Genomic DNA, 24,369 nt, shown 5'->3' on the forward strand with positions numbered 1-24,369 from the left:
CGCCCCGCGCTTGTGGCGCTCGTGCTTACCTAGGCTCGAGGTTGACAGTCATCCCGGTTGCCCGGGCAGCGTTTGCGGCGAGGGGAAGGGTCGTGACGAGTGTGCCGCCATCGTCCGCAGCGGCCGTTTGCGACCAGGCTCCCCTATAAGCCCCTCCGTCCTGAGACACCACGAGGAGACCGGCGATCGAGGCTGGGTCCTTTCCCAGTTGATCGGGGTTCACGGTTACGGAGTGCCCAGCCTTGATATCGACGGAAGTGCTCGCGCCTATCGTCCCGTCGCGTCTGATTGGTGCGACACTCACGTGCGCCCCGTGCTCTGAGTTGAGCGTGAGGCTTCCGCCTTCAGCTCCATGCCCGAGTGCGAGAACCGAAGCGGAATCGATCGCTTCCGAGGGGGCGTACTCGGCAAAGTCTTGCGGAAGACCAACCGTGTCGCCTTGCCGTGCACCGCTTGCAATCGACGAGCGCAACGACCCTGCGACGGCGCTTCGCGCACTCAAGGAGATTGTGTAAGTTCCAGCATTGAGGCCGTCGAGCGGAATCTCTACGGTTGTACCCTGACCCGGGTCTTTGACATCCCACTCTTTCACGAGCTTGCCCTGCGCATCGAACGCCCGGGCCGTCGCGAACGCCTCCTCAGAGCGGACCTGGGCCGCATCCCCGGGTTCGCCGCCTCGGGCGGTGCGTGCGAGCGCAAGATGGGCGTTCCCTCCCTCACGGAGCACCACTCCCGGCCACGTAAGGGAGCTGCTCGGCTCGCTCGCCTGGACGTTTTCAGTCCCCTGAGGCACGAGTCCCTCGCGCCTCACGAGCTCCGCGCTCATGGCGAGTGCGGTGCCTCGCACCTCGACATCGAGGGCTACCGTTTCGCGCTCGTCAACGAGGGTCGAGACCGGAACACGAGCAGTTTCTCCCGGGCCTACGACGATGTCGGAACCCTGGGTTGCCGGTTCCACTCCGTTTTCCGAGTACACGGTCACACGCGCACGGGAAGCACGCGTTCCTGGATTGGACACCACCAGAGTGTCGAACGTGCCCGCTCGCGTGGTGAGACCAGCGAAGGAGGCGGAGGTCGTCGCTTGGGCGCACCGCGCGAGTGCGAAACCTCGGTAATCTCCGCTTCCGGTCACATGGGCTTGGCTCGCATCAAGAACCGGCGCGGTCTCATCTGCGGTGCTCGCGGTGAGGATGGTTGAAGCGTCTAGGGAGTCGAGGCCGTATACCGAGTTCAGGAGAGCGCTCGACTCGGCATCGACGTCGGCTGCCCGTCCTTCCGCATCGACTCGAGAAAGGCGCGGCGAGGCGTCCTTGCCGTTCATGTCGGAAGAGGCAGGGTCGAGATTCGTTTGCGAGGACTGCGTCCCTCCGTACAGAGCATTCGACGAGGGATCGACTGCGACCGCGTTCATCGACACCTGCGGGGAAGGAGCGCCACCGGCGAAGTCCGCGTCTGACGTCTGTGTTCCCTCCGGTCGAGCGACGATTGGCCCCTGGCATACACGCGCGGCACGCGTCGACGTCGCAGCCGCGCTTGGGAGACTCGCCTTCGTCAAGGTTTTTTCGGGAACGAGCGCAACAACGCTTCCCACGAGCACAACGATGGCGAGAACCGCGAAGGCAGCGAGGAATGCTCGGGGCTGCTTATGCGTATCGGTCATCGCTTCTCCTCGCTTCGAATCCGCCTCGGGACCGCGACGAGAGCGCACACGATGAGCCCGACGACGGCGACAACACCAGCGACCATCTGCACGTCGTTTCGGTACCGCACCTCCAGGCGACCTTTCGCGTCCGCAGGCACGGTAAAGCCCTGCATCCACGTGTCGATCGTCGTGGGGCTGAGCGGCTTGCCGTCGAGTGTCGCCGCCCAATGCTCATCTTCGCGCACAGCAAGCGCGAGCGTGCGTTCCGATTGCGCGGCATCGATCGTTCCCGATACCGCTGTTCGCTCCGATTCGAGGGTAGTAGCCTCAGCATCGGCCCCGGATGCATCAATCAGACGCGCCCGAGCATTCGTGCCTGTCACTCGCCACAAACCGCCGGCATCGCTTGCAGTCACAAACTCTAGCTGCGGGGCTGCTGCGAGGGTCTCGTACAGTCTCGTTTGCGCATCGGGCTCACCCGTCACCACGATGTAGCCGATCGCGAAGTCGGCGAGGCTCGCGCTGCCGTCCGTCGCGGCCGCCGAACCAAGGGCACTCGCGACAGCTTGTGCAAGTGCGCGATCGGCCTGGTCGGAAATATTGCCACGCTCAGCCGCGCGCGCACGCGCGGTCTCCACCGCGGCGGAGGAGTCGTCGATGCTCGGCTGCGCGCCGCTGACGAGGTGCGCGTGCACTTCGCCGCGGGTGTCCTCGTGGAGGACCAGTGTGCGGGTGCGGTTGGCACCTGTCGCCGAATCCGCGGCCACGGCGGGGATCTCCCGCACCGTCGTGCGTTCGACTTCGAGCGCACCGCTGCCCTGAACAGCCCACACACCAACGCACGCCAATACTGTCGTTAGGCACGCTCCTTGCAGCACAAAGGAGGTTATCCTTTGGCTCCGTCGGCTCGACTCGTGGGCGCGCCTCACAATGGCGTCGGCCAGGCAAATCAGGCCGACGATTGCCGCTCCACTAGCGACCATGAGCGCTGGCCCCGGGTACGCGGTGTAGGGCGTCGAGCCCTCGAAGCCTACGACGGTGCGTTGCGAGATCCACGCGAGACTCACGGCCCCCGCGAGCGCGAGAACGCTGACTCGACCGACGAGACCGGCGGTGTGCCCGAGGAATCCAGAGGCAAGTGCCGCAACGATGGCTATCAGTGCAGGGGCTGCCAGGATCGCGAAGGTCCACCAGCTCGACGAGACCCCCAACATTCGTGCGACCGGATCGCCTGCGGAAGGCACAAGGGAAAGGAGTCTTAGCGCATCAGGCATCTCGAACACGCCGGGCATGCCCGCGTTCACAAGGAGTGTCTCGGGCCGAGTGGCGTAGGTCGGAAGCTCGCCGAGATGCAGGAAGAGCGCGGGCAAGCCGCACCACCACAGTCGCCCCCTGCGACCAGGAACGAACGGGGCAACAGCCGCGGTTCCGAGAATGAAGAGAAGGGCGAGGGCAGGCTGCACGAGAGAAATCACGGCAATCATGAAACCGGCCCCCGCAGCCGCTGGGATGCTTGCCTGAGACACCTTGTGAGGAAGCCCCACGGCTTTCGCGAAGAAGAACGCGGCAAGGGGAACAGCGATGCCGAGAAGCATGAGCGGCCAGCGCCCCTCGAGCACGGCAAAGACGAAAGCGGGAGAGAGCACCCACATGGTGGTGGCAATCATCCGCACGATGATGCTCCGCGAGATCGTGCCGCTCGCCCACCACGCGGCAATGGCGCTCAGGGCGATTCCCGCAACGAGGATAAACGCGGTCACGCTCGCGCCGTTCACGGGGATGAGGGCTGCGACACGTGCGAGGAGGTCTGTCGGCCCTTCAGCCCCGAGCCCTCCGGGTAGCCACGCCGACGTCACGATGTCCCAGTTGTCTCGCGCGTTCGCAGAAAGCGGGTGATAGTGGGGGCCCCTCAGCGTGCCTTCCCCGATCAACGGCCGAATCGCGAAGAGTCCACCGACGATAGACGCGAGCACAACAATGATGGTCCAGGTTGTGTGTCGGCCGTAATCGGCATCATCGAGGCCGTGACGCGTGCCTGCGATCCCCCAGCTCGTGCGGCGGATCATGCGCGTTCGATCGTCGTCGGCGAACAGAGAGGTCCACCACGCATCGAGTTGCTCGCGCATGGCCACTTTGCGGGGCATATACAGCGCGCTCAAGCGCTTGCGCGACAAGCGAGCGCGTCCGGCGGCTCGACGAGATCGCCTCATGACGCCGGGAGCCTTCGCAAAAACTCTCAGGCATGCAAGGAACTCGTGCCCCACCGCGCGAGCGTCGTGCCGCGTGATCGCTCGCGCCATGCGCCCGAGCGTGACGAAAGGCAGGGCGAGGAGGGTCGCGAACGCAAGCAGGAGCGAGCGGAACTTGAGGAGCGAAAGCACCTGAGAGGAGCGGTATCGGAAATCCCTCGGTCTCGTGAGGTCGTCATGCGGGATACGCGTCGAGGCCTGAGGAACCACCCTGACGCGTTCGCCAGCGCGCCATACTCGCTGAGAAAAATCAATGTCATCCCACGGCGCCGTGAGCGCGGGGTCTAATCCGTGGAGCTTGTCGAAAGTGCGCGCACGCACGAGCATTCCGGGAGACGTAACTGCCAAGACCTCGCTTCGCCAGTCCGTTTGGCCCTGGTCGATCTCGCCTGGGTCGACACTCGTGAGAATTCTGTGCGAATGCGTGAGCGAAAGACCGAGATCCACAAGTCGCGACGCGGGGCGCTCAACGTCCTCGAGCGCAAGGTGTTTCGTACCCGCGAGGCCCACTGTCGGGTCGGCGTCGAGAGCACGCTCAAGTTCCTCGAGGCACGTCAGGTTCGGGGCCGCAGCTGCGTCAAGAATCCACAACCATGACTCGGCTCCACGACTACGCTTACGCCGGCGCCCGGTCCCGCTCGTTCCATACAGTTCGCTCGTATCGTCCCTGAGCCTTTCCGGGACGAGGGCGGTGTGCGTCGCTGTTTTCTCCTCGCGCCGCTCTTCGCGGTCGAGATCGATGTCCTTCGCGCGGCGACCCCGAGCACCGCTCGTGAGATACACGCGCTTTTCCCATTCGAGGTCACGTGTCGAATGGACTGTGGACTGGGAAGTCTCATCGTGGCGTGTGGGTTCCGACGGTTCCTCATCGAGCGTCGCGCCCTCATCCTCGTGGCGGACTGCCCCGCCGAAAGCGGGGTTGAGCAGAGTAAAGTTGCGAGGCGCGCTTTCCTTCTCTCCCGCAGCTTCACTGATCTCAAGCCGCGGCGCATCGGGAGAACTCGCGCCATCCTGCGCTTCTGAAGCGCGCGAAGACTTGTGCTCGGAACGCGCATCGCGCGCTCGCTTCGCCTCTTCGAGGGAGCCAACGAGATCCTCGACAATGTCGGGGCGACTCGCCCCTGCGGGAGTGACCCGCAGCAGATCAATACGTCCCTCGTCGAGGACCGACTCAGCGAAGTTGTGCAACTCCTTCGGCGCAGACTCTGGCACGGCTGCAACGACGCAGGAAAGCGGGGCAGATTGCGCACGCACCATTTCGAGGGTGCGTGCAAGGTCCCCGATCTCGTGGGTAGCGGAGACGAGGATGAGTGCGGAGACGTCCCGTTCACTCACAGGGCGTGATCACCAATCCGTGACGAACGATTAGATCGCACGCTTCTTTAGCTTGCGGCGTTCACGCTCGGACAGACCGCCCCAGATGCCAAACCGCTCGTCGTTCGCAAGCGCGTACTCCAGGCACTCGGCGCGAACCTCACACGAGACGCACACCTTTTTCGCTTCGCGAGTCGAACCACCCTTCTCAGGGAAAAACGCCTCGGGGTCGGTTTGAGCACACAGAGCCCGCTCCTGCCACGACCCCTCTCCCTCGCCCTCGGGGAGCAGCGAGGAAAACTCGACCAAGGTCAGCTCGCGGCGAGCATCGTCCTCGAATGCCTGGAGGGTCATGAGGGTCCTTTCGGGTGTGTGGGCTATAGGCACGACTACTGCAGACGCGAGGGGTGCGACGCTACAGCGACGCTACGAGTGACGCTACAGTGAAAGCGCACGTGTTCGGCGTTAGCACTAAAATACACCGATGTAACTTAGGCGCGTCAAGCCACTTAATCGAATCTTTAGGGTTATGATCCTTTCCTTTAAGGCGCGGCGAGCGCGCCGCACCAGCTTCGGGTCCGCTGCCTGACTCTCTGACCTGCAAAGGAACCGCACATGCCCGCACACCACCTCCCAGGGGACGAGCCGTTTTTCCGCGAATGGAAGACGTATCACGGCCCGTACGCCCGCTCGCGCTCGCGCGCCAAACTTTTTGCGCGCGAACTCGCCCTCGACACATCGCCCACAATCCCCGTCATCGGCGTCGTAGGCTCCAAAGGCAAAGGTTCCGCAGTCGCCGCGACCACCCAGTACCTCATGTCCCTCGGGTACCGGGTAGGCACGATCTCCTCTCCCCCGTTCCTCACTAACCGCGAGCGCATCCGCCTCAACGCCCGCCCGCTCTCGCCTCGCGACTACGACTCCCTCGCCGACCGCGTTGCCGCTGCGCTCACTGCCATGCCACCCGTTGCCGACACGGGCGGCTACCTCGCCCCCACGGGCCTGTTCACCCTCGCCGGAGCCGCGCACCTTCTCAATTGCGGCGTCGACATCCTCGTCATAGAGGAAGGCCTGGGCGGCGCGAGCGACGAGATCTCCCAGTTCCGGCTCGACACCCTGGTTGTGACCCCCATTTTTCTCGAACACGAAGGGATCATCGGCGACACTATCGACGCGATTGCATGCAACCTCGTCGGGGCAGGGGATGACCGCACACGGAACGTTGTATTCCCCACTACACAATGTCTCGAAGCCCGCGCCGCCATTCGCGCACTCCTGCCAAACGCTACGCCGCACGAAGTCCCGGAACCACGCGACCTCGGGTTCGGCGCACTTACCTCCATGAACGTTGCGACTGGATACACCGCGGCCGCAATCACCCACGAGTCAGCCGTCGGACTCCCCCACTCCCCCGTCCCGCACTCACGCGCCGCCCACCTTGCGCAGAGCCTTCGCCTCCCGGGCCGCTCCTCCCACGTCTACGCCCACGGCACCCGCTGGCTCCTCGATGCCGCCATCTCGCGCGAAGGCGTTGAATCCGCCCTCGAGAACGCTCGACACACGGGATGCTTCGATGACGCGCACACCCTCGTGTGCATGCCGGACATCAAAGATATTCGCAGCATCCTCACCCTCCTCGACCGAGACCGCACGATCCTCGCGACGACGCACGAAGACCACCTGTTCTTCGACAACTACCCCGACGATTGGGAAGTCATGCCGCTGACAGAGGCACTGCCCGCTATCCAGCGCCGCTCACGCGAAGTGATCGCCCTTGGCACCATGAGCTTCGCCGCAGAAATGGCGGCCTACCTGGGCCTCGACACCGAAACATGGATCGACCCGTGGGCGCAGGCGCAAAAATGAGCACACTTCTTCAAGCACTGGCCGCCGCCGGGAGCGCCCCCGCACTCGTGAGCTACGCCGAAGACGGACGGACCGAACTTTCCGGGCGCGTCCTCGCCAACTGGATCATCAAATCGATCAACCTCTTCGCGAACGAGCTTCTCGTGGACGAAGGCTTCACGCTTGTCCTCGACCTTCCCCCGCACTTCAAGCGCAGCGTTCTCCAGATTGCGGCATGGCACCTCGGTGCGAACGTCTCCATCGCGGGCACCGACGACCTCCCCGAGCACATCGACGTCCTCGCCACGTCACGCCCCGACACAGCGCTCGCAGAACGCGCCGAGGATGTCCTCGTCCTCGAAGCTCGTGCGCTGTCCCTCGCGTTCCCGGGCGAGACTCCCCCTCTAGCCCTCGACTGGGTCCAAGCCGTGCGAGCGGCAGGAGACGCCCTCGAAGTTCCCCTCACGACGTTCACGGGACCCGAGCCAGCGCCGCAGCCCACCTGGGGCGATGCCCGCCGAGTGGGACTCGAGGACATCGATCGCGAAGACGCAGCAGCCGCGATAGCCGCGTGGTGCGAAAGGCGCACGGTCGTGACGCCACTTTCACGCCTCGACGTCGCTACGCGTGCGGCCGAAGGGCTCGAATAAGCGTTCGACGCTCAGGAGCTCGCGCGCAAAGTCTCCACAGCCTCAACCGGGTCGCCGTCGAAGATCACGTGCCCCTTCTGCAGCACCACTATCCGCGTGCACAGTTCGGTGAGCATATCGAGCTCGTGGGAGACGATCACCATGGTCTTGCCATGCGCCTGCATCTCGCGAATCCGCGCAAGGCACTTGCGCTGGAAAGGCTCATCGCCAACTGCGAGAATCTCATCTACGAGGAAAATATCGGGATCGGTATGCACCGCGACGGCAAACGCGAGGCGCAAAAACATGCCCGAGCTGTAGTACTTCACGTCAGTGTCGATGAACTGTTCGATCTCGCTGAACGCCACGATGTCATCGAAGCACGCGTCAATCTCGGCCTTCGACATTCCGAGAATCGCACCGTTGAGATACACATTCTCGCGACCCGACAGATCCGGGTGGAAACCTGCGCCAACCTCGATGAGTCCCGCGACCTTACCGCGCACGCGCACACGCCCGCGATCGGGAAAAAGCACGCCCGAAATCGTCTTCAGGAGCGTCGACTTGCCCGATCCGTTGAACCCGATCAGCCCGACGGTCTCCCCCGATCGAACCGTCACATCGACCCCGTTGAGCGCCATGAACGTATCGCGCAGCTTTTGCCTCTTGAGCGCCGAGAATACGAGTTCCTTCAGCGCCCTCGTATGGCGAAGCGAGAACTCCTTGTACACGTTCTCGATGCGCACCATTTCGCGTGGTGATTCAGAAACAGACATCACAGCTCCTGCGCAAACTTCCGCTTCGAACGCTCGAACACGAACGTCCCGAAGGCAAAGACCGCGATCGCGATAAGCAGCCCCGCCCACCACAGCTGGGTGGCCTCGGCGCCCGCAGCAATCGTCGGGGCAGCTTCACCCGTCGAATCGAGCGCACTCGCCATGGGGCGCCAGAACGCCCCGTGGAAACACTCCACGACGATCGTGATCGGGTTGAGGCTGTAGAGAACCCACCACGCGCTTGTGCCGAGGGCGTCCTTGACCATCACGAGAGCGTAGAGAACCGGCGATGTCCACGTCGCCACCATAATGATGAGATCCACGAAGTTCTCGACGTCGCGGAACGCCGCATTGAGCGCCGCCGCGAGCATGCCAAGACCCACGGTAAACACGAGCAGGATCACCATGCCGATGAGGAACCACCACCCCTCAGCGATGGAAGGGCGCCAGCCGAAAAGACCCGCCCCCACCATGAGCACGAGCACTTGGGGCACGAAATGCACAAGCGCCACGAGTGCGCTCGCCCATGGGAAAAGTTCCGACGGCAGGTAAATTTTCGACACAAGCGGCGCGTTCGACGCGATCGAACGCGTGCAGTTCCCGAACACCTCGCTGAAGAGGTTGATGACGATGATGCCGGAGAAAAGATACGCCGCGTATGCCGGAAGCGAGCGGTTCAGCTGAAGAAAGACTCCGAGCGCCAGATAGAACACCGCGAACTGCACCGCGGGCTTCGCGTAGCTCCACGCCATGCCCAGCACGCTGCCTCGGTAGCGCACCCGAAGTTCCTTCTTCACGAGAAGGCTCAGCAGGAAACGCTCGTAGAGAGGATTAAGCCATCCCTTGTCGCTTCCCGGTACTCGCCAACCCTGAGCCTTTTCCTCGCGTGTGATGGAGGAGATACTCACGCGTTTCGGCCCTCACGCTTTGGGGCGGGATTCGCCGCAAATGTGCGCTCCCACGCCTCAAACGACGTGAGTTGTGACGCTGCAGCGCGGTACTGCTCGCGCAAGGTGCTCCACTTCGCAAAGAGTTCAGCGTGCGTGCGCACGGCTTCGGTGAGCAGTTCGCGCGCTTGCTTCGGATCTCGCTTGTACCAGGCGATCTGTGTGCCCTCGGCGTTGGACACAAGAGCGCTGTCGTAGTGCGACAGGCGCCACCAGCGCGCATCTTGGTGCGCAATTGCATCCTGCGGATGTTCGAGCGAGAGCTCGCTCGGCTTCGTGAAAGCCTGCTTCGCGAGCTGCTTGATCGTCCACGCCGGCATGAGGAGTCGACGAGGCTGGCTAAAGCCCCGCCCTTTGCGCGGCGGTTTATTCGTACGCACGTCAGGGTAGTCGTCGACGTCTTTCTTCTGCACGGCGTCGTCGAACTGTGCGGCCAGTGCGCGAATCTCGGGAAGCGTCGTCCCGATTGTCTCGTGAAGATGCTCGGGGCCTGCAAGGACATCGCGCTGGGCCATAAGGCGGCCCGTTTGCGTGTAGTACTGCATGGAAATCACATGCTTGATGTCCATGAAGTGCGATTCCTTCACGAGCCTGCCGCCGCGCTCATACGGTGAATGCAACAGGGCGGTGATGAGCCGGTTGCGCTCGTGGAAGAACGCCTGCCACCCCACAAGGTCGTCCTTTTCGCTCCAGGACATGTGCCACACGCCGGCACCCGGCAACGTGACAGTCGGAAATCCTGCATTTCCCGCTCGCAGACCGTACTCGGCATCATCCCACTTGATAAACACAGGAAGGGAAAGGCCGATCTCCCGTACCACTTCGGTGGGGATGAGACACATCCACCAGCCGTTGTAATCCACATCAACGCGGCGGTGCATCCAACTAGTTGCGCGAAGGGGGTGCACGGCAAGGTCGTGATTGTACTTTGAATCGCTGAAGGCAAGTCCGTAGTGGAAGCGCCACCGATCAATGCTTTCACCGAATGCCAGCATGGACGTGCGGTTATTCAGATCGAACATGTGGGCGCCTACAAGCGTGGGCTTCGTTGCGAAGTCCGCGAACGTCACAAGGCGTTCAAGTGAAATCGGCTCGATGGAAATATCGTCATCACAGTTCACCACGTAGGTGGACTTTTCGGCGATACAGGCTTCGTACATTCCGCGCGAGAACCCGCCCGAGCCGCCAATATTGCCCTGCTCAATGACGCGAAGCTTGTCACCCATCGCCTCCTCGAGCTCTGCGAGCTCGTCAGCGTGATCTCGCAGGCGATCGCTTCCCTGATCGATGATGTACATGACATCAAGGAGCTCGAACAGTCGCGGTGAATTCGCTATCGTGCGGATGTTCTCGAAGCAGTAGCGCACCTTATTCATGGTTGTCATGGCAATCGAGAAGGATCCGCGCACGCGTGCCAAAGACTCCGGAGCCGAGTACGTCGCGCCGCTAACCTCCAGAGCTCCCGCCGAAGCGTGAACATCGAACCAATACCAGCCGCCATCTCCGAAAGCAGTGACGGGCAACGTAAACGTCGAGACAGCTTCGCCCGCCACCGTTTCGGTTACCACAGTCCGCGAACGGCCATTCGCGCTCGAGCGGTGCACAACAATCCTGCCTTCGCCCTTTGTCGCGACGGTCAGCGTCACATCACGCACTCGAGTCCAGCGCCGCCAATACGATGCCGGGAAGGCGTTGAAGTAGGTTCCAAAGGAACGGGTCTGCCCTGCGGGAACTGTGATCCCGGAGCGCGTATACGTCCCTTCCTCAACATCACTTGTCGCGGGGCGCCTTACCCCCGCGACAGCCTCCATGATCTCAGTTGAGGCCCCCTCGGCGACGTCAACGGGGGAAACGTGTGCCGAAGACTCAACGTACAGCGGCATCGTTTCGGGGCTCGCGCCGAACGGCAAGACAAGCCTGTGGAGTTCGCGATGCCCTTCGGGCAGGGTAAACGTGTCAGTCATGGTGCTCTTTTCACTCATCGGAGTCACGGCGGATGCGCACAACTAGCGGCGCAAAAGCTCCTCAAGTTTGTTATCAGCCATCGAGAGGGCGGCACCGATGGCCATGTGCATGTCGAGGTACTGGTAGGTGCCGAGTCGACCGCCAAAGAGGGTCGAGTGCTCAGCCTCCGCACGCTCGCGGTATTCGAGGAGAGTCGATCGGTCGTCCGCCGAATTCACGGGGTAGTACGGCTCATCCTCACGGCTTGCGAACCGCGAGTATTCGCGCATGATGATGGTTTTGTCCTTCGCGTAATCACGCTCGGGGTGGAAGTGGCGTGGCTCGATGATGCGCGTGTACGGCACGGATTCATCGGCGTAGTTCATCACCGACGTTCCTTGGAAATCGCCCGTGTCGAGCGTTTCAGACTCTAGATCGATCGTGCGCCACTTGAGCTCACCAAGTTCGTAATCAAAGTAGCGGTCAACGGGTCCGGTGTAGACGACGGGGAGTTGGCCGCGCACGTCCTTTTTGTTGAACGGCTGCGACTCGTCGAAGTAATCGACGCCAAGCTTGACCTCGATGTTCGGGTGATCCGCCATGTTCTCGAGCCACGCGGTGTAGCCGTTCGTGGGCAGACCTTCATAGGTGTCGTTGAAGTAGCGGTTGTCGTACGTGTAGCGCACGGGAAGACGCTTGATGATCGACGCGGGAAGATCCTTGGGGTCCGTCTGCCACTGCTTACCCGTGTAATGCTTGATGAAGGCCTCGTACAGCGGGCGCCCAATGAGCGAAATGCCCTTGTCATTAAGGTTCTCGGGATCTTGCCCGGCAAATTCGCCCGCCTGCTCGGCGATAAGTGCGCGCGCCTCATCCGGAGTCATGGCCGCGTTGAAGAACTGGTTGATTGTGCCGAGGTTGATCGGCATGGGGTACACGATGCCCTTGTGGTTCGTGTACACACGGTGCACGTAATTCGTGAACGACGTAAACGTATTGACGTACTCCCACACGCGTGTGTTGGAGGTGTGGAAAAGGTGAGCGCCATACTTGTGCACCTCGATGCCCGTCTCAGGGTCGATCTCACTGTAGGCGTTTCCGCCAATATGCGGGCGGTTGTCGATCACGGTTACTTTTGCCCCGTGTTCGCGTGCGGCGCGGTCTGCGAGCGTAAGGCCGAAAAGGCCGGATCCGACGATGAGAAGGTCGGGTGTGCTCATGATGTGTCGTTCCCTTCGAGGTTTGCTACGTCGATCCCACAATAGCGGTCGCGCGCGCAGAATCTCGAGGGCGCACCGACTGCGCGCCGCTGGTTCGTCACATAGCGGGACTTAGCCGGTTCATGACCGCTGTGTATCTGAAAGACCGCGTTCAATGACGCGCCAATACACGCGGTCGCGCGCGAATGCGGGCACGGCGCGATACACCGCGCGTCCCACAAGATTTCTCACGGCCCTGGGCGCGCTGGTTGCCCCGCTCTTGAGCATCGACCACTGCATGTGCACATCGCTCTTAAAAAGTGCGAGGCCCCCGCGCCTGCGATAGAGGTTCGTACTCACGCGGTAATCCACGAGAGCGTCCGCAACATTGCCCATGCGAGAGCCCGTGCATAACAGGCGATGCCACAGGTCATAATCCTCCATCAGCGGAATGTCCCTGTAGCCGCCTGCCCTGCGCACGGCCTCAACTCGCATGAGAACCGTGGGATGGTGAAACGGTGAGTGATCGCGCATATAGTCCGCGATTTCTTCGTGGGTGAGGGGGCGGCGGCGAATACGCTCCTCGCCCGCCTCATCGCGGCGAGGCAAAGAGGACTCGTCGATCTCGCGCATGTTCGCGCCCACGATGTCAAGGTCCCGCTCCCGCAAAGCAGCGAGCTGCACCGCAAACCGTTCAGGATGATTCACGTCGTCAGCATCGGCTCTCGCAACGAGCGGACTTTCGCATTGCTCGAGGGCACTGTCGAGGGTGCGTGCGAGTCCGCCGTGGCTCTTATTCCTCACTACTCGTGCGCGACCGTATCTTCCTTCGAGAACGTCGGCGATGACGTCTTCCAGGGCGTCGGGAAGCGGGCCGTCGATGGCAAGCAGCAATAAGCCTGGAGCGGTGGTTTGGTCGACCGTCGCCGAGGCAATGGCTTCGCGCGCGTACGCCGGGTCGTCTCCCTCCCACAGGGGCATGAGGACGGTGAGGTCCTCCTCGATCTTCCGCACACCGTGCTTACTCACGTGAGCGCCCTTCGTGAGCGTTCGGCGGAATCGATCGAAGATTCGAGCGCGCGGATCTCGGTGGCACTCATGGGATCGGCAGCAAGAACCACGCTCGAGCGTCGTGGCGACGTGAAGAGCCCTTCACGGAGACCCTTGAGCGCGACGGGAAGGACATCCGCGCGAGTGCGTACCAGGGTCTGCATCCACCCAATCGCACTCTTGCCCCCGTAAAGAACCTTCTCGATCGGGGTGAACGAGTCGGTTTTCGTGAGGGCCCACAACCGATTGCGCACGTCGAAGTAGAACCTAGAACCAGGATTCGTCTGGGCATTCGAGAACTTCACGGTGCGGTGCTCAACCGTGCTCGACGCGACGGCGAAGCCGTGGGAGTCTCGCAGAAGCCTGCCTGTGAACTCAAAGTCATCAGACCAAATGAAATAGTCGGCAATGGGGAGTCCATGCTCCCACACGTCTTCGGCAGCAATGAGCGCCGACACGAAGCTCGCCGTGCGGATGGGACGCGCCCCGAGCTGTGCGTAACGATCGAGGTCGGCGTCACTCGTGCCGAGGCGCGTACGCGAGGAATTCATGGGGTGCGGCCTACCGTCGGTCCAGACCGCAAGCGAACTGAGAACGCTTGCGTGAACATCGAGCTTGCGCTCAACCTCGAGGAGCTTCTCGAGCGCATCGGGCGCTGGAACCGTGTCGTCGTCCATGATCCACAGGAAATCAGGACTGTGCTCAAGGAGGGCATGCGCCATGCCGGTGCAAAAGCCACCGGCACCGCCTACGTTGCGATTGAGGTGAACAACGTCGGCACCAATCGGGTGGGTGTCGGCGACGGCGCCGGAACGGTCCGTGCTTGCGTTATCGATGATGACGACGCCATCCAGCGGCCTGCTTTGCGCGTGCAGTGCATCGAGGCACTCGCCGAGGAGATCAGCGCGGTTGTACGTCACCACCACGGCAACGACTCGTCGAGAGTCCTCCTGCGTGGCATCAGGGTGTGGAACAAAACGCTCCGGAATGGGGGCTGAGTCCGCTGGGTTACTCGAGGTGCTGTTGTCCCGCACCCAGCGAACAGTCGCGGCGAGGGACTCTTCGAGCGATGACCGCGCGGGCAGAAGCGCGTCGAGCTTCTCCCGCGACATTTCGGCGCTCGGCCGCGCGTCAAGGGCGAATCGCTTGATTCGACGGGGAAGTTCGAGGCCGCTTGCACGAACCGCTTCCCCTGCCCGCCCCGCGCGCGCCATGAGGCGCCTGCCGGGAAGTGAAAGTGCGAGCGGTGCAGTTTTCGCAATCGAGCGCACGAGGGCGCGCAACTCGTGATCGTCGAGCCGAGGGGAATCTGCAACGTTGAGCACGTAGGGCTCGCCTTCGGGGACGTTCAGATTGAGAGCGGCGCGCGTCGCGCCAGCGAGGGTTCCGACGCTTGCCAGGGGGCGCGCGATGACCGTGTGCGTGAGCGAGACTGCCCCAGAGTTCACGAGCGAAGCGATCAGTCGCGAGATGCGCGCATGAGAACCGGGACCAAAAAGCTCGGCCACGCGCATCACCAGCAGGCGTCGGCCCCGCCCCGCACGCACCCACTGGCCGTAAAGACGTTCCGCCTCTGCGAAAGCGCGCCCTTCGACGGTCGTAGGGGCCTGTGGGTCAGATTCGTGCGCACTATGCCCGTCAGGCGTCTCGCCGTACACGGCGCCGCTCGAAATGAACACGAGGGTTCGCACATCCTCACGTTCGGCAGCGGCAATGAGCGAACGCGCGCCTCCCACGAGGACCGAGTTGAGCGTGCGTGCGCTCACGCTCGAGGAGTCGGGAACCCCAGCGGCATTCACAACCGTGCCGCATCCGCGAACCGCGGCGCGCAGGGCTTCGTCGTCACGAATATCGAGCACGCAATGCTTGCCATTACCGCTTGCGGGTCGAATGTCTGCCGTCACCACGGGGGTCCCGTGCTCACGAAGCTCGCGCGCGATATGGGAACCTGCAAAGCCCGCACCACCGAGAACGAGGGTGCGCGGCGGCGTTTGCCGTCGCTCTTTTTCGGACACGTCGTCTCCTCGCCTTTCGTCCAGGTTTATCGCAGAGTCTAGGCATGATCTTACGGGCAGTGAGTCCCGAGCCTGAGCACACACGCCATCACCGGGGCAGATTCACTCACTCCACCTTGGTGTCCGAGGTTTTGTTGTCATCGGTGTGTACTGTGGGAGCGCGCATGGTGCGGCTTGCCGCCCCCCACACGATTGAAGGTGAACACGATGACGGGTGACTTCCCACGCGACGCCGGCACAGGCCGCTCGCGGCCCGGCCATTCGCGCGCCCGCTCGGGCGGGTCGGCGCGACCTCTGACGCGACCATCCGCGCCGCGTCCACGAGAGTCTGGCGCTCACAGCGAGCCCACCGCCGAAACGCCTACGCGTCAAATGCCAGCTGTACGCAATGCTGCCCGGCCGGCTCCGGTGCGTCTGAATTCGAAGCCATCGGGCAGCCCAGAGCAGCACGCGCAGCATCAACTCCCCCCGATGCACCCAGCGCCCTCGGGCCCGCCTCGCAGAAGAGGCATGTCTCGAAAGCGCGGGGTTCGCCTTGCCCGCACGATCGTCCTTCTCATACTCGTTATTGCCCTCGGGTGGCCGGTTGGCCTCGGGGTATGGGCTAATTCGAAAATCGCGCACACGGACGCGCTCTCCGGAGCCGCCGATACACCGGGCGAAACCTACCTTCTTGCAGGAGCCGACATCGAACAGGGCGGAGCCCAGCGCACCGACACTCTCATGCTGCTGCACAAGGCGCCCAACGGGAAGCAATACCTCGTCTCAATTCCGCGCGACACACTCGCCGAAATTCCCGAGCACGGAACGCACAAAATCAACGCCGCCTACTCGATGGGGGGCGCTCCCCTCCTCGTCAAAACCGTTGAGAAACTCTCGGGTCTCACGATCGATCATTTTGTCGTGATCGGCTTCTCCGGAGTCGAGGACGTCGTCAATGCAATCGGCACAGTGAACCTCTGCATCGACCGCGATGTCGATGACGTGCGTTCGGGTCTCAAGATGACCAAAGGCTGCCACGACGTGGGCGGCGAGCAAGCCCTCGCGTTCGTACGCGCCCGCTATTTCGATCCCACGGCCGACATAGGCAGGCAGCAGCGCCAGCAACAGTTCGTGAGCGCTCTGATGAAACGAGCATCCTCACCTGGCGTCCTGCTCAACCCACTCACTCAGGTGAATCTCGCAAGCGCGGGAACGAAAGCCCTCGTGACCGATAACGACACCGGCCTCATTGACCTCGCCAGTGCCGCCCTCGTCATGCGCGCAGCACCCAACTCTGGAGGTGTTCTCGCCATGCCAATCGAGGACCCGAGCTTCAAAACGAAACACTCGGGTGTCGCCATCAAAGTTGACGACGAAGACGTGCACGCCTTCTTCTCATCGATTGCCGACGGCTCGGCCGAACCGAAGCCCGAAGGCTAGGGGCGCCTCACGAAGCGAGGCTCATCTTCTCTACTTAAAGAGAAGGTCCGTGACGATGTTGATCGCGTTCAGCAGCGGCTGCCCCTTCGATTTCGAATAATCCGTGTAGAGAATGTGAACCGGATATTCGGTGTACGTGAGATCGTTGCGACCGATTTCCGAGACGATCTCCGAGGCGTGCGCCATACGATTCTGCTCGATCGAGATGGACTCGCACGCGTGGCGGCTGAGCACGCGAAGACCGTTGTGAGTATCGGTGAGATGAACGCCGCTCGTGATGTTTGTGAAGACGATCGCCATCCGCAGCACGATGCGCTTGAGAAAGCCCGGCTTCGTGCGGCTATCGAGGAATCGTGAGCCGAGCACACAGTCAACCTTCTCAGCATTCATCTTCTCGATCATCGCCGCGGCATCGCTCACCTGGTGTTGCCCATCGGCGTCAAAGGTGACGATTTGCTGCATCGACGGATCCCGAAGCGCGTAGTCGATACCGGTCTTTAGCGCAGCCCCCTGCCCCATGTTGTAGGGGTGTCGCACGACTACGGCACCTGCATCCTCTGCCTCGACCGCCGAGTCATCATGCGAACCGTCATCAACACACACGACCAACGGGTACGTTTCGCGCAGTGCACGAATAACATCGCCAATTACTTTCCCCTCGTTATACAGGGGGATAACGAACCAGGTCGTGTCGGCTCCGGGGCCAAGGGTCATCAGAAAACCTCGTGAAAATTGACAATTTTTGGCGCGATTTTTGGCGCGGGTGCGCGTTACCGCCACCGCAAAGGCTACCCTAGTCGGTAGTGACAACAGCGCATAGCGCCTCGAAAAACTCAACTCCCCGAAGGGACCACGCCTCATGAAGATCGCCGTCGTGGCACTTGGAAAGATCGGATTGCCGCTCGCCGTGCAGTTCGCCGCGAGTGGACACGAAGTTGTAGGCGTCGACGTGAATGAACGTCAAGTCGCGACTATCAACGAAGCGAAAGAGCCGTTCCCGGGCGAAGAGCAGCTCGCCGAGCGCCTTGCCGAGCTTGTACCTGCTGGCAGGCTTCGCGCCACGACCGATTATGCCGATGCCATCCCGGACGCCGACGCCGTAGTGCTTGTCGCTCCCGTTTTCGTAGACGAGGAAACCTGGGAGCCGGACTTCCGCTACATGGATGCGGCTACGCGTTCGCTCGCCGAATACCTCACCCCCGGCACCGTGGTGGCGTATGAGACAACACTCCCCGTTGGCACGACCCGCACGCGCTTCGTTCCCGTGCTCGAGGAGGTTTCCGGCCTCAAGGAATCTCGAGATTTTTTCGCTGTCTATTCCCCCGAGCGTGTTCTCACGGGGCGAGTTTTTGCTGACCTCAGGAAATACCCGAAACTCATCGGTGCTCTAAGCCCCGCAGGCGCTGCAAAAGGTCGAGAGCTGTACGAGGCGGTCCTGCAATTCGACGAACGCCCCGACCTCGATCGCGCGAATGGGGTGTGGGACCTCGGCTCACCAGAAGCCGCCGAGCTCGCCAAACTCGCCGAAACAACCTACCGGGACCTCAATATTGGGTTTGCGAACGAGCTCGCGCTCTTCTGCCAGGACCACGGCATCGACGTCTACAAGGTCATCGCCGCATCGAACTCTCAGCCGTACTCACATATTCACCAGCCGGGAATTGCGGTAGGTGGCCACTGCATTCCTGTGTACCCGCGGCTCTACCTTTCCACTGACCCACATGCGGAGACTGTTCGTACGGCTCGTAAACTCAACGCCTCGGTTCCGGGCAAGCTCGTGGGCCGAGCGGAAGAAATCCTCGGCTCACTTGAAGGGCTCACAGCTGTTGTGCTCGGCGCGGCGTACCGAGCCGGTGTCAAGGAGACAGCGTTCTCAGGCGTATTCCCCACCGTTGCTGAGCTCGAGGCGCGGGGCGCCCGCGTGCGTGTTCACGACCCGTTCTATAGCGATGAAGAACTCGCTAAGTACGGTTGGGACGCGTGGCACGAGGGCGACAACGCCGATCTCGCGATCGTGCAAACGAATCACCCTGAATATCGCGGGTACACTGCCGAAACGATTCCAGGTGTACGCCTGCTCATTGATGGGCGGAACATTACCGCTGCTGAAAACTGGGTAGGCACCCCGCGCTTGGTGCTAGGCAACGGTGAGAACTCAACTCTAGGAAAGGCCTCATGACCGACATCCTCAGCTCTCCGACCGGACTCGTTCTCGACAGTCGCTCGCTAATAATCCAAATCATCCTCATTCTCGGGATTCTCGGAATCACCGCATGGCTTTTCATTAAACGTGGCGCCAAGCAGCTTGCGATCCGCCGGCTCCTCATTCTTGCATTCGCGGTATTCGCGGTTCTCGCTGTCATCTTTCCCGGCGCAGTGACCGCCCTTGCCCAGTTCGTGGGCGTCGGCCGCGGCACCGACCTCTTGCTCTACGCCACCGTTGTCGTGCTTCTCGGCTTCTTGGCTCTCCAGGAGGCGCGCACGAAGAACGCGGAAAAGCGAACGACGAAGCTGGCACGCAAAGTTGCCGTCTACGAAGCGGAACAACCTGAGGCATTCCGTAATCACGCCTTGAACGTCACGAAAGATTCATGAGCGCCTGGTGTGTGTTCGCGGGAGCAGCTGCTTGTGCACTTGCCCTAGCATTCCTCCCCGGTTTTGTATTCGCGCGCCTTCTACGGGTTCCGCGGCTTCTTGCCTTCGCGACCGGCCCGGCTCTCACCGCCGGGGTGTTTGCCTTGGGCGCGCTCGTCTGCTCACGCTTCGACGAGCAGTGGAACCTCATCAGCGCCGCATGCGTGAGCGGTGTAGCAGCCCTCGCGTTTAGTCTCCTTCGCCTCCTGCTCACACGAGAGTCATTTTTTCCCGCGCCTCGCGCGCTTGCACCCGCAACCGCCCGTTGGGTCTTTCCGACGGCTATCCTCGTGTGTGCTTTCGCGGCTGTCGGCCCTATCCTCTATACGATGCCTGGGCCTGATGCCATCCTTCAGCGCTGGGACACGCTTTACCACTTGGGCGCGATTGAGTTCATACGATCTACTGGAGACGGCTCGGTTTTCAAAGTTGGATCGCTCGGCTACACCGATGGACGCGCCGGCTTTTACCCGGCTGGCTTCCACGATATTGCAGCGCTTCTTCCGGGGGTTCCAACCCCCATCACCCTCAACGCTGCGGTCATTACGCTCGCCACCGTTCCATGGACAGTTGGGATTGCCGTTCTCGCCAGAATCTTGTGGCCTCGCGCCTCCTGGGCTCCAACGTCTGCCGCGTGCCTGGCCTTGCTGGCGCCGTCGGTTCCTCTCAACGAGTGGGTGCACTTGTCCCCCGTCGCAAACCTCGCGGGCTTCTCCTTCCTGCCGGGGGCGCTTGCAATAGCAATCGCAAGCTGGCAGACCTTGCTCAAACAGGTAAGGCACCGTAGCCTCGATATCCGCTGTGGGCTCGCAGCAGCCGTCACCACGACAACAGCGCTTATCGGTATCGCTTTCGTTCACCCCAACGCCTTTTTCGCCGCTTGCGTTCTCCTGGCTGCCGCAACTGCAGGCGATGCCATCCGCGCCTTCCGTCACGCCAACACCCGAACCTGGCATAGGACAATCGTTGCCGTCATCCCAGCCGTATGTGCAGCACCCATCGTGGCGATCATTCTTCTGCCTAATGCCTCACCGGTGACAAAGAATTTCACCGGCGGTCTCGCCGTTCCAGTGTGGCAGGGAGCCGGTGAACTCTTGACGGGGCTCCTTACTGTGTGGCCCATGGCCATTGGGGTAGGTATCTGGGTTCTCGCCTGGATCGGAGTCTTCGCATTTTTGCGACGTGGCGCGTGGTCGCCCCTCGTGTGTGCACTGGTCGTGGGCGTACTCTACTTCGATTCAGCGATCGACTCCCCGCTGAATCTCTCAACTCTCTGGTATCGAGGTCAGGATCGTTTGTCGATGGTCGTCACTCTCGTGACGGTCCTGTGCGCAGTCGCGGGTATCGAACGGGTCCGCCTATTCGCCCGGGCCCCTCAAACAACCCGCACTACCCGGATGATCACCGCGAGCGTATCTGGGGTGATCGCCCTTGCTCTCATAGCATCAAGCGTAGGCGCGCGTGCATCGTACGCGGCCCTCAATTTTGATCTCGACACACCGAACCGGAGCCGCTTCTTCGATACGGAAGAACTCGAGATGCTCAAGAGTCTCGACGGACGACTCGATCCACGCAGGAAGGTTCTCGCCAGCCCTTTCTCCGGCGGCTCCCACCTTTGGGCACTAAACGGACAGAGCGTGCATTTTCGGGTACTTGGGCAAACATACACGGAGAGCGATGCCGTGCTCATCCGTACACCAGAACTCATCGGGGACCCTCGAGATCCCGGTGCGTGCTTCCGCCTTTCTCAGGCGGGGATCGGTTACGTCTACGTTGATGCACTCTCCTATTACTACGCAAGCGGCATGGCGCCACTTACCGTCCGGCGCCTTCCGAACCTTGGGGATCCTCTGGCGTCAACAAGCCACTCGGCGCTGTACGAACTCCACTGCGAATGAGAGCCGGCGATTACAATAGTTGTGCCCTAATCGGCGAGCATGCGTGAGATACGTGCTGCGCCACGGTCCGCCGAAGATTGGAGCGAAGCATTGCCGACGGTCCACTGTCGCACATGTGCTCGATCGACCCTGTCTTGGCTGTCAATGGCCTCGATCATCGCGTTCGCGAGCGCCTCCGTGTCATAGCCCGGCGCGTAGCCGAGACCGTTGTCTCGGATGCGGATTGTTGCTGCCGAATTCTCGGCTCCGGCGTGGATGATTGGCCGCCCACACGCGCCGGCCGCATAGATTTTCGTGGGCAGCGCAAAGTCGTACCCCAATCCGGGCGTGATCGAACTCAGGCCCGCAACGGCTCCACGCATGTACTTCGCGACCACGTCTGCGGGGACCTTCGGGAAAAACTCGATTCCATCAACACTTCGCTCACGAACCATACGTTTGAGGGCCTCGAGGTTGGTGCCTTCAGAAAAGAATATGAGCCGAGCATCCATTCGCTTTTCATGGGCCTTTTCGAAAGCCTCCACGAGAATCTGAGCACCTTGCCATTCGGAGACGGTTCCCGCATACACGAAGTACGGCCCCTCTTCGCCGGCATCCGGCCCTTCCGGGGTGAAGATCTCCGTGTCGATGCCGTTTCCGATCATCTCGAGCGAGGGGCGCTTTCCGATGCGCTCCTCGATTCGTGCCCGGACGCCGTCGGAAATGGTAAGCACAACCGACGCGCGCTTCCACACGGTTTCTTCCATCCATCGGACTGCACGTTTGACAATGCGCGGGACCCCTTCGACAGACTCAGTCGCATCAGCCCACACGTCAGCCGCGTAAAAGGCATATGGCACGCCTTTGAGGCGCGCAACAAGCGCGACGACGAGGCCTGTCGTCGGAGGTGGTTCGGCGATAATACCGTCGAGGTGTCGCGTCAAAAGGAGTCGAAGGAATAGCGGGACATCGAAGCTCAGGTAAGAGACGTAGCCGCGTACAGCGCCCTGTTTATCGCGTTTGACGGGCCAGCGCACGACCCGGGTGATGCCTCGTTCTTGGCGACTCGGTTGATGGGGGACGCGAGTTGTGTACACCCGCGTGCGGATACCGGCCTTCTCAAGTGCCTTCGCTAATTGGTGGGTACGAAACGCCGCGGGAATAGGTTCTGGCACGAATGCCCGGGTTGCAAGAACGACATGCCCAGCGCTCTCGCGGTTACGCCTCCTCACGCAGCACCTCGATGACGGTACGGGCCGCATGCCCATCGCCGTAGTAAGGGGGGCGCTCGGCACGGGGCCGGGGCCGCTGGAGGGCGGCGCTAAGGTCCGACGGTTCCTTGGCCAAGACGTTCCACTGGTTTTCGAGCGTTTCTACCCACTCGGTTTCGGTGCGTAGCGTCGTTGTGGGAGTGCCGAGGAGGTATGCCTCTTTTTGGAGGCCACCAGAATCGGTCACGACGGCGCTCGCACGAGAAACCGCATTGACGAGGTCCGGGTACGGAAGCGGCTCCCCTACAAAGAGGTTGCCACCCGCGAGTGCAAGATCCTGTTCTTTTGCTCTTGCAGTAAGCCGAGGGTGGGCAAATAGCGCGATTGGAAGCGGAGCATTTTGGAGTGCAGTGATGAGACCCTTGAGTCGATCTGGATCATCTGTGTTGTCGGCACGGTGCATGGTGGCAACGGCGAACGGCGAGTTGGCGTCAATCCCCTCGGGAAGGTGAAGCGGACTGCCGTCAACTGCCTTCGCAACGCGCAGGCACACATCAGTCATGACATCGCCAACGACGCGCGTACGTGACCCGAGCCCTTCACTCTCAAGGTGCTGGCGTGCGACCTCGGTCGGCGCGAGCAGAAGGTCCGCGGCATGGTCGGTGAGCACGCGATTGTGTTCCTCTGGCATACGACGGTTGAATGAGCGTAGCCCTGCCTCGAGATGAGCGACCTTGAGGTGCATTTTTACGGCGCTCAGCGTGCCGGCAAGCGTCGAGTTTGTATCCCCGTATACGAGAGTCCAGTCGGGCTGGTGTTCCTCGAGCACGTCATCCATGGCGCTGAGCATGGCACCGGTCTGTCTTCCATGGCTGCCCGAACCTACCGCGAGGTTCAGGTCAGGCGCGGGAATTTTAAGATCGGCGAAGAACATGTCGCTCATCGCGGCGTCGTAGTGCTGGCCCGTATGAATGATGATGTGTTCGATACCCTCGTGCTTTGCTGCTTCATCGGCGATCGCGGCAAGTTTGACGAATTGCGGGCGTGCGCCGACAACGGACAGGATTTTCATTCGCGCTCCGGAATTGCATGTCGGGTGGTTCACCACGAGTTTAGCGGCCGTCCAGTGCTGTGACATGGCAAGATTGGCCGTGTTGTCTCAACCTTCACTGAGAGGGATGTGCTCGTGAATCAAAAACAACGTCTGCTCATCTTGTCCTTTTCGCCTATCGCAAGGGACGCCCGCGTGCTCAAGCAGGTGAAGGAGTTCGCTCCGCGATACGAGGTGACCACATGCGGTTATGAGGCAGCCCCCGAAGGCGTGAGTGAGCACATCCAGATTCCTTCTACTCTGGTGTCATGGAGGCTAAATCGCCCCCTCACCATGCTTCGCCAGTTTGATCGAGTGTACTGGTCACAAGAGGTTGTGGCGTGGTGCCTAAGCCGGCTCACCGGCCGCACGTTCGACTGCGTCTTAGCGAACGATGTTGAAGCCGTCCCACTCGCTCTCCGCCTGACCTCCCCCGAGAAGATCCACGCAGACCTGCACGAATATTCACCTCGCCAGAAAGAAGATCTCCGCCGATGGCGGCTGTTCGTTGCACCCTATTTTCGT

Annotated in this window: 18 protein-coding genes; 6 read left to right on the forward strand and 12 right to left on the reverse strand. The window is 61.8% G+C overall.

Annotated elements, in window-relative coordinates:
• Positions 1-25 precede the first annotated feature (25 nt).
• From E6X30_RS02845 to E6X30_RS02855, 3 genes are read right to left on the reverse strand one after another with little or no spacing between them, the layout of a single operon-like run.
• Positions 26-1,660 carry a DUF5719 family protein gene (locus E6X30_RS02845; RefSeq protein ID WP_034373950.1) on the reverse strand — a complete coding sequence of 545 codons (1,635 nt, stop codon included), beginning with the start codon at positions 1,658-1,660 and terminating at the stop codon, positions 26-28.
• On the reverse strand, positions 1,657-5,226 hold the full coding sequence (locus tag E6X30_RS02850; RefSeq protein WP_016665006.1) for a hypothetical protein: 3,570 nt from the start codon (positions 5,224-5,226) through the stop codon (positions 1,657-1,659). Before E6X30_RS02850 ends, E6X30_RS02845 begins: the two co-directional genes overlap by 4 nt.
• Before the next feature lie 30 nt (positions 5,227-5,256).
• The gene (locus tag E6X30_RS02855) at positions 5,257-5,559 is read right to left on the reverse strand and encodes a WhiB family transcriptional regulator (protein WP_016665007.1); all 303 of its coding nucleotides are present in this window, start codon (positions 5,557-5,559) and stop codon (positions 5,257-5,259) included.
• A gap of 261 nt (positions 5,560-5,820) precedes the next feature.
• On the opposite strand from E6X30_RS02855, the gene E6X30_RS02860 reads away from it, so the two are divergent.
• Positions 5,821-7,071: a hypothetical protein gene (locus tag E6X30_RS02860; RefSeq protein WP_016665008.1), complete on the forward strand. Its 1,251-nt coding sequence runs from the start codon at positions 5,821-5,823 to the stop codon at positions 7,069-7,071.
• Positions 7,068-7,700: a TIGR03089 family protein gene (locus E6X30_RS02865; RefSeq protein ID WP_016665009.1), complete on the forward strand. Its 633-nt coding sequence runs from the start codon at positions 7,068-7,070 to the stop codon at positions 7,698-7,700. Before E6X30_RS02860 ends, E6X30_RS02865 begins: the two co-directional genes overlap by 4 nt.
• An 11-nt stretch (positions 7,701-7,711) precedes the next feature.
• On the opposite strand, the gene E6X30_RS02870 is transcribed toward E6X30_RS02865, so the two are convergent.
• The 6 genes from E6X30_RS02870 to E6X30_RS02895 form a co-directional block, all read right to left on the reverse strand.
• A complete protein-coding gene (locus tag E6X30_RS02870; protein ID WP_016665010.1) occupies positions 7,712-8,455 on the reverse strand; it encodes an ABC transporter ATP-binding protein in 744 nt (247 codons plus the stop codon).
• Positions 8,455-9,363 (reverse strand): ABC transporter permease, encoded by a 909-nt coding sequence (locus tag E6X30_RS02875; protein WP_016665011.1) that lies wholly within the window; start codon positions 9,361-9,363, stop codon positions 8,455-8,457. The genes E6X30_RS02870 and E6X30_RS02875 overlap by 1 nt, the downstream gene beginning before the upstream one ends.
• Positions 9,360-11,366: a glycosyltransferase gene (locus tag E6X30_RS02880; protein WP_040386599.1), complete on the reverse strand. Its 2,007-nt coding sequence runs from the start codon at positions 11,364-11,366 to the stop codon at positions 9,360-9,362. Before E6X30_RS02880 ends, E6X30_RS02875 begins: the two co-directional genes overlap by 4 nt.
• Before the next feature lie 42 nt (positions 11,367-11,408).
• On the reverse strand, positions 11,409-12,566 hold the full coding sequence (gene glf, locus E6X30_RS02885) for a UDP-galactopyranose mutase (RefSeq protein ID WP_316335695.1): 1,158 nt from the start codon (positions 12,564-12,566) through the stop codon (positions 11,409-11,411).
• A gap of 120 nt (positions 12,567-12,686) precedes the next feature.
• The gene (locus E6X30_RS02890; protein ID WP_016665014.1) at positions 12,687-13,574 is read right to left on the reverse strand and encodes a glycosyltransferase; all 888 of its coding nucleotides are present in this window, start codon (positions 13,572-13,574) and stop codon (positions 12,687-12,689) included.
• Positions 13,571-15,610: an NAD-dependent epimerase/dehydratase family protein gene (locus E6X30_RS02895; protein WP_016665015.1), complete on the reverse strand. Its 2,040-nt coding sequence runs from the start codon at positions 15,608-15,610 to the stop codon at positions 13,571-13,573. Before E6X30_RS02895 ends, E6X30_RS02890 begins: the two co-directional genes overlap by 4 nt.
• A 510-nt stretch (positions 15,611-16,120) precedes the next feature.
• Between E6X30_RS02895 and E6X30_RS02900 the strand changes: the two genes are divergently transcribed.
• Complete coding sequence (locus tag E6X30_RS02900) at positions 16,121-17,032, forward strand: LCP family protein (RefSeq protein WP_016665016.1); 912 nt, start codon at positions 16,121-16,123, stop codon at positions 17,030-17,032.
• Between the two features lie 30 nt (positions 17,033-17,062).
• Here the strand turns inward: E6X30_RS02900 and E6X30_RS02905 are convergent, their stop codons facing one another.
• Positions 17,063-17,746: a glycosyltransferase family 2 protein gene (locus E6X30_RS02905; protein ID WP_016665017.1), complete on the reverse strand. Its 684-nt coding sequence runs from the start codon at positions 17,744-17,746 to the stop codon at positions 17,063-17,065.
• Positions 17,747-17,891: 145 nt separating this feature from the next.
• Here E6X30_RS02905 and E6X30_RS02910 point away from each other — a divergent pair, with 145 nt between their 5' ends.
• From E6X30_RS02910 to E6X30_RS02920, 3 genes are read left to right on the forward strand one after another with little or no spacing between them, the layout of a single operon-like run.
• Positions 17,892-19,211 (forward strand): nucleotide sugar dehydrogenase, encoded by a 1,320-nt coding sequence (locus E6X30_RS02910; RefSeq protein ID WP_016665018.1) that lies wholly within the window; start codon positions 17,892-17,894, stop codon positions 19,209-19,211.
• On the forward strand, positions 19,208-19,627 hold the full coding sequence (locus E6X30_RS02915) for a DUF2304 domain-containing protein (protein ID WP_016665019.1): 420 nt from the start codon (positions 19,208-19,210) through the stop codon (positions 19,625-19,627). The genes E6X30_RS02910 and E6X30_RS02915 overlap by 4 nt, the downstream gene beginning before the upstream one ends.
• Complete coding sequence (locus E6X30_RS02920; protein ID WP_016665020.1) at positions 19,624-21,564, forward strand: DUF6541 family protein; 1,941 nt, start codon at positions 19,624-19,626, stop codon at positions 21,562-21,564. The genes E6X30_RS02915 and E6X30_RS02920 overlap by 4 nt, the downstream gene beginning before the upstream one ends.
• A gap of 26 nt (positions 21,565-21,590) precedes the next feature.
• On the opposite strand, the gene E6X30_RS02925 is transcribed toward E6X30_RS02920, so the two are convergent.
• Together E6X30_RS02925 and wecB are read right to left on the reverse strand one after the other, a co-directional pair.
• A complete protein-coding gene (locus E6X30_RS02925; protein ID WP_016665021.1) occupies positions 21,591-22,775 on the reverse strand; it encodes a glycosyltransferase family 4 protein in 1,185 nt (394 codons plus the stop codon).
• A complete protein-coding gene (gene wecB, locus E6X30_RS02930; RefSeq protein WP_016665022.1) occupies positions 22,762-23,826 on the reverse strand; it encodes a non-hydrolyzing UDP-N-acetylglucosamine 2-epimerase in 1,065 nt (354 codons plus the stop codon). Before wecB ends, E6X30_RS02925 begins: the two co-directional genes overlap by 14 nt.
• Between the last annotated feature and the right edge of the window lie 543 nt (positions 23,827-24,369).

The sequence above is a fragment of the Dermabacter sp. genome (assembly GCF_032550575.1).
Classification (GTDB): Bacteria; Actinomycetota; Actinomycetes; order Actinomycetales; family Dermabacteraceae; genus Dermabacter; species Dermabacter hominis.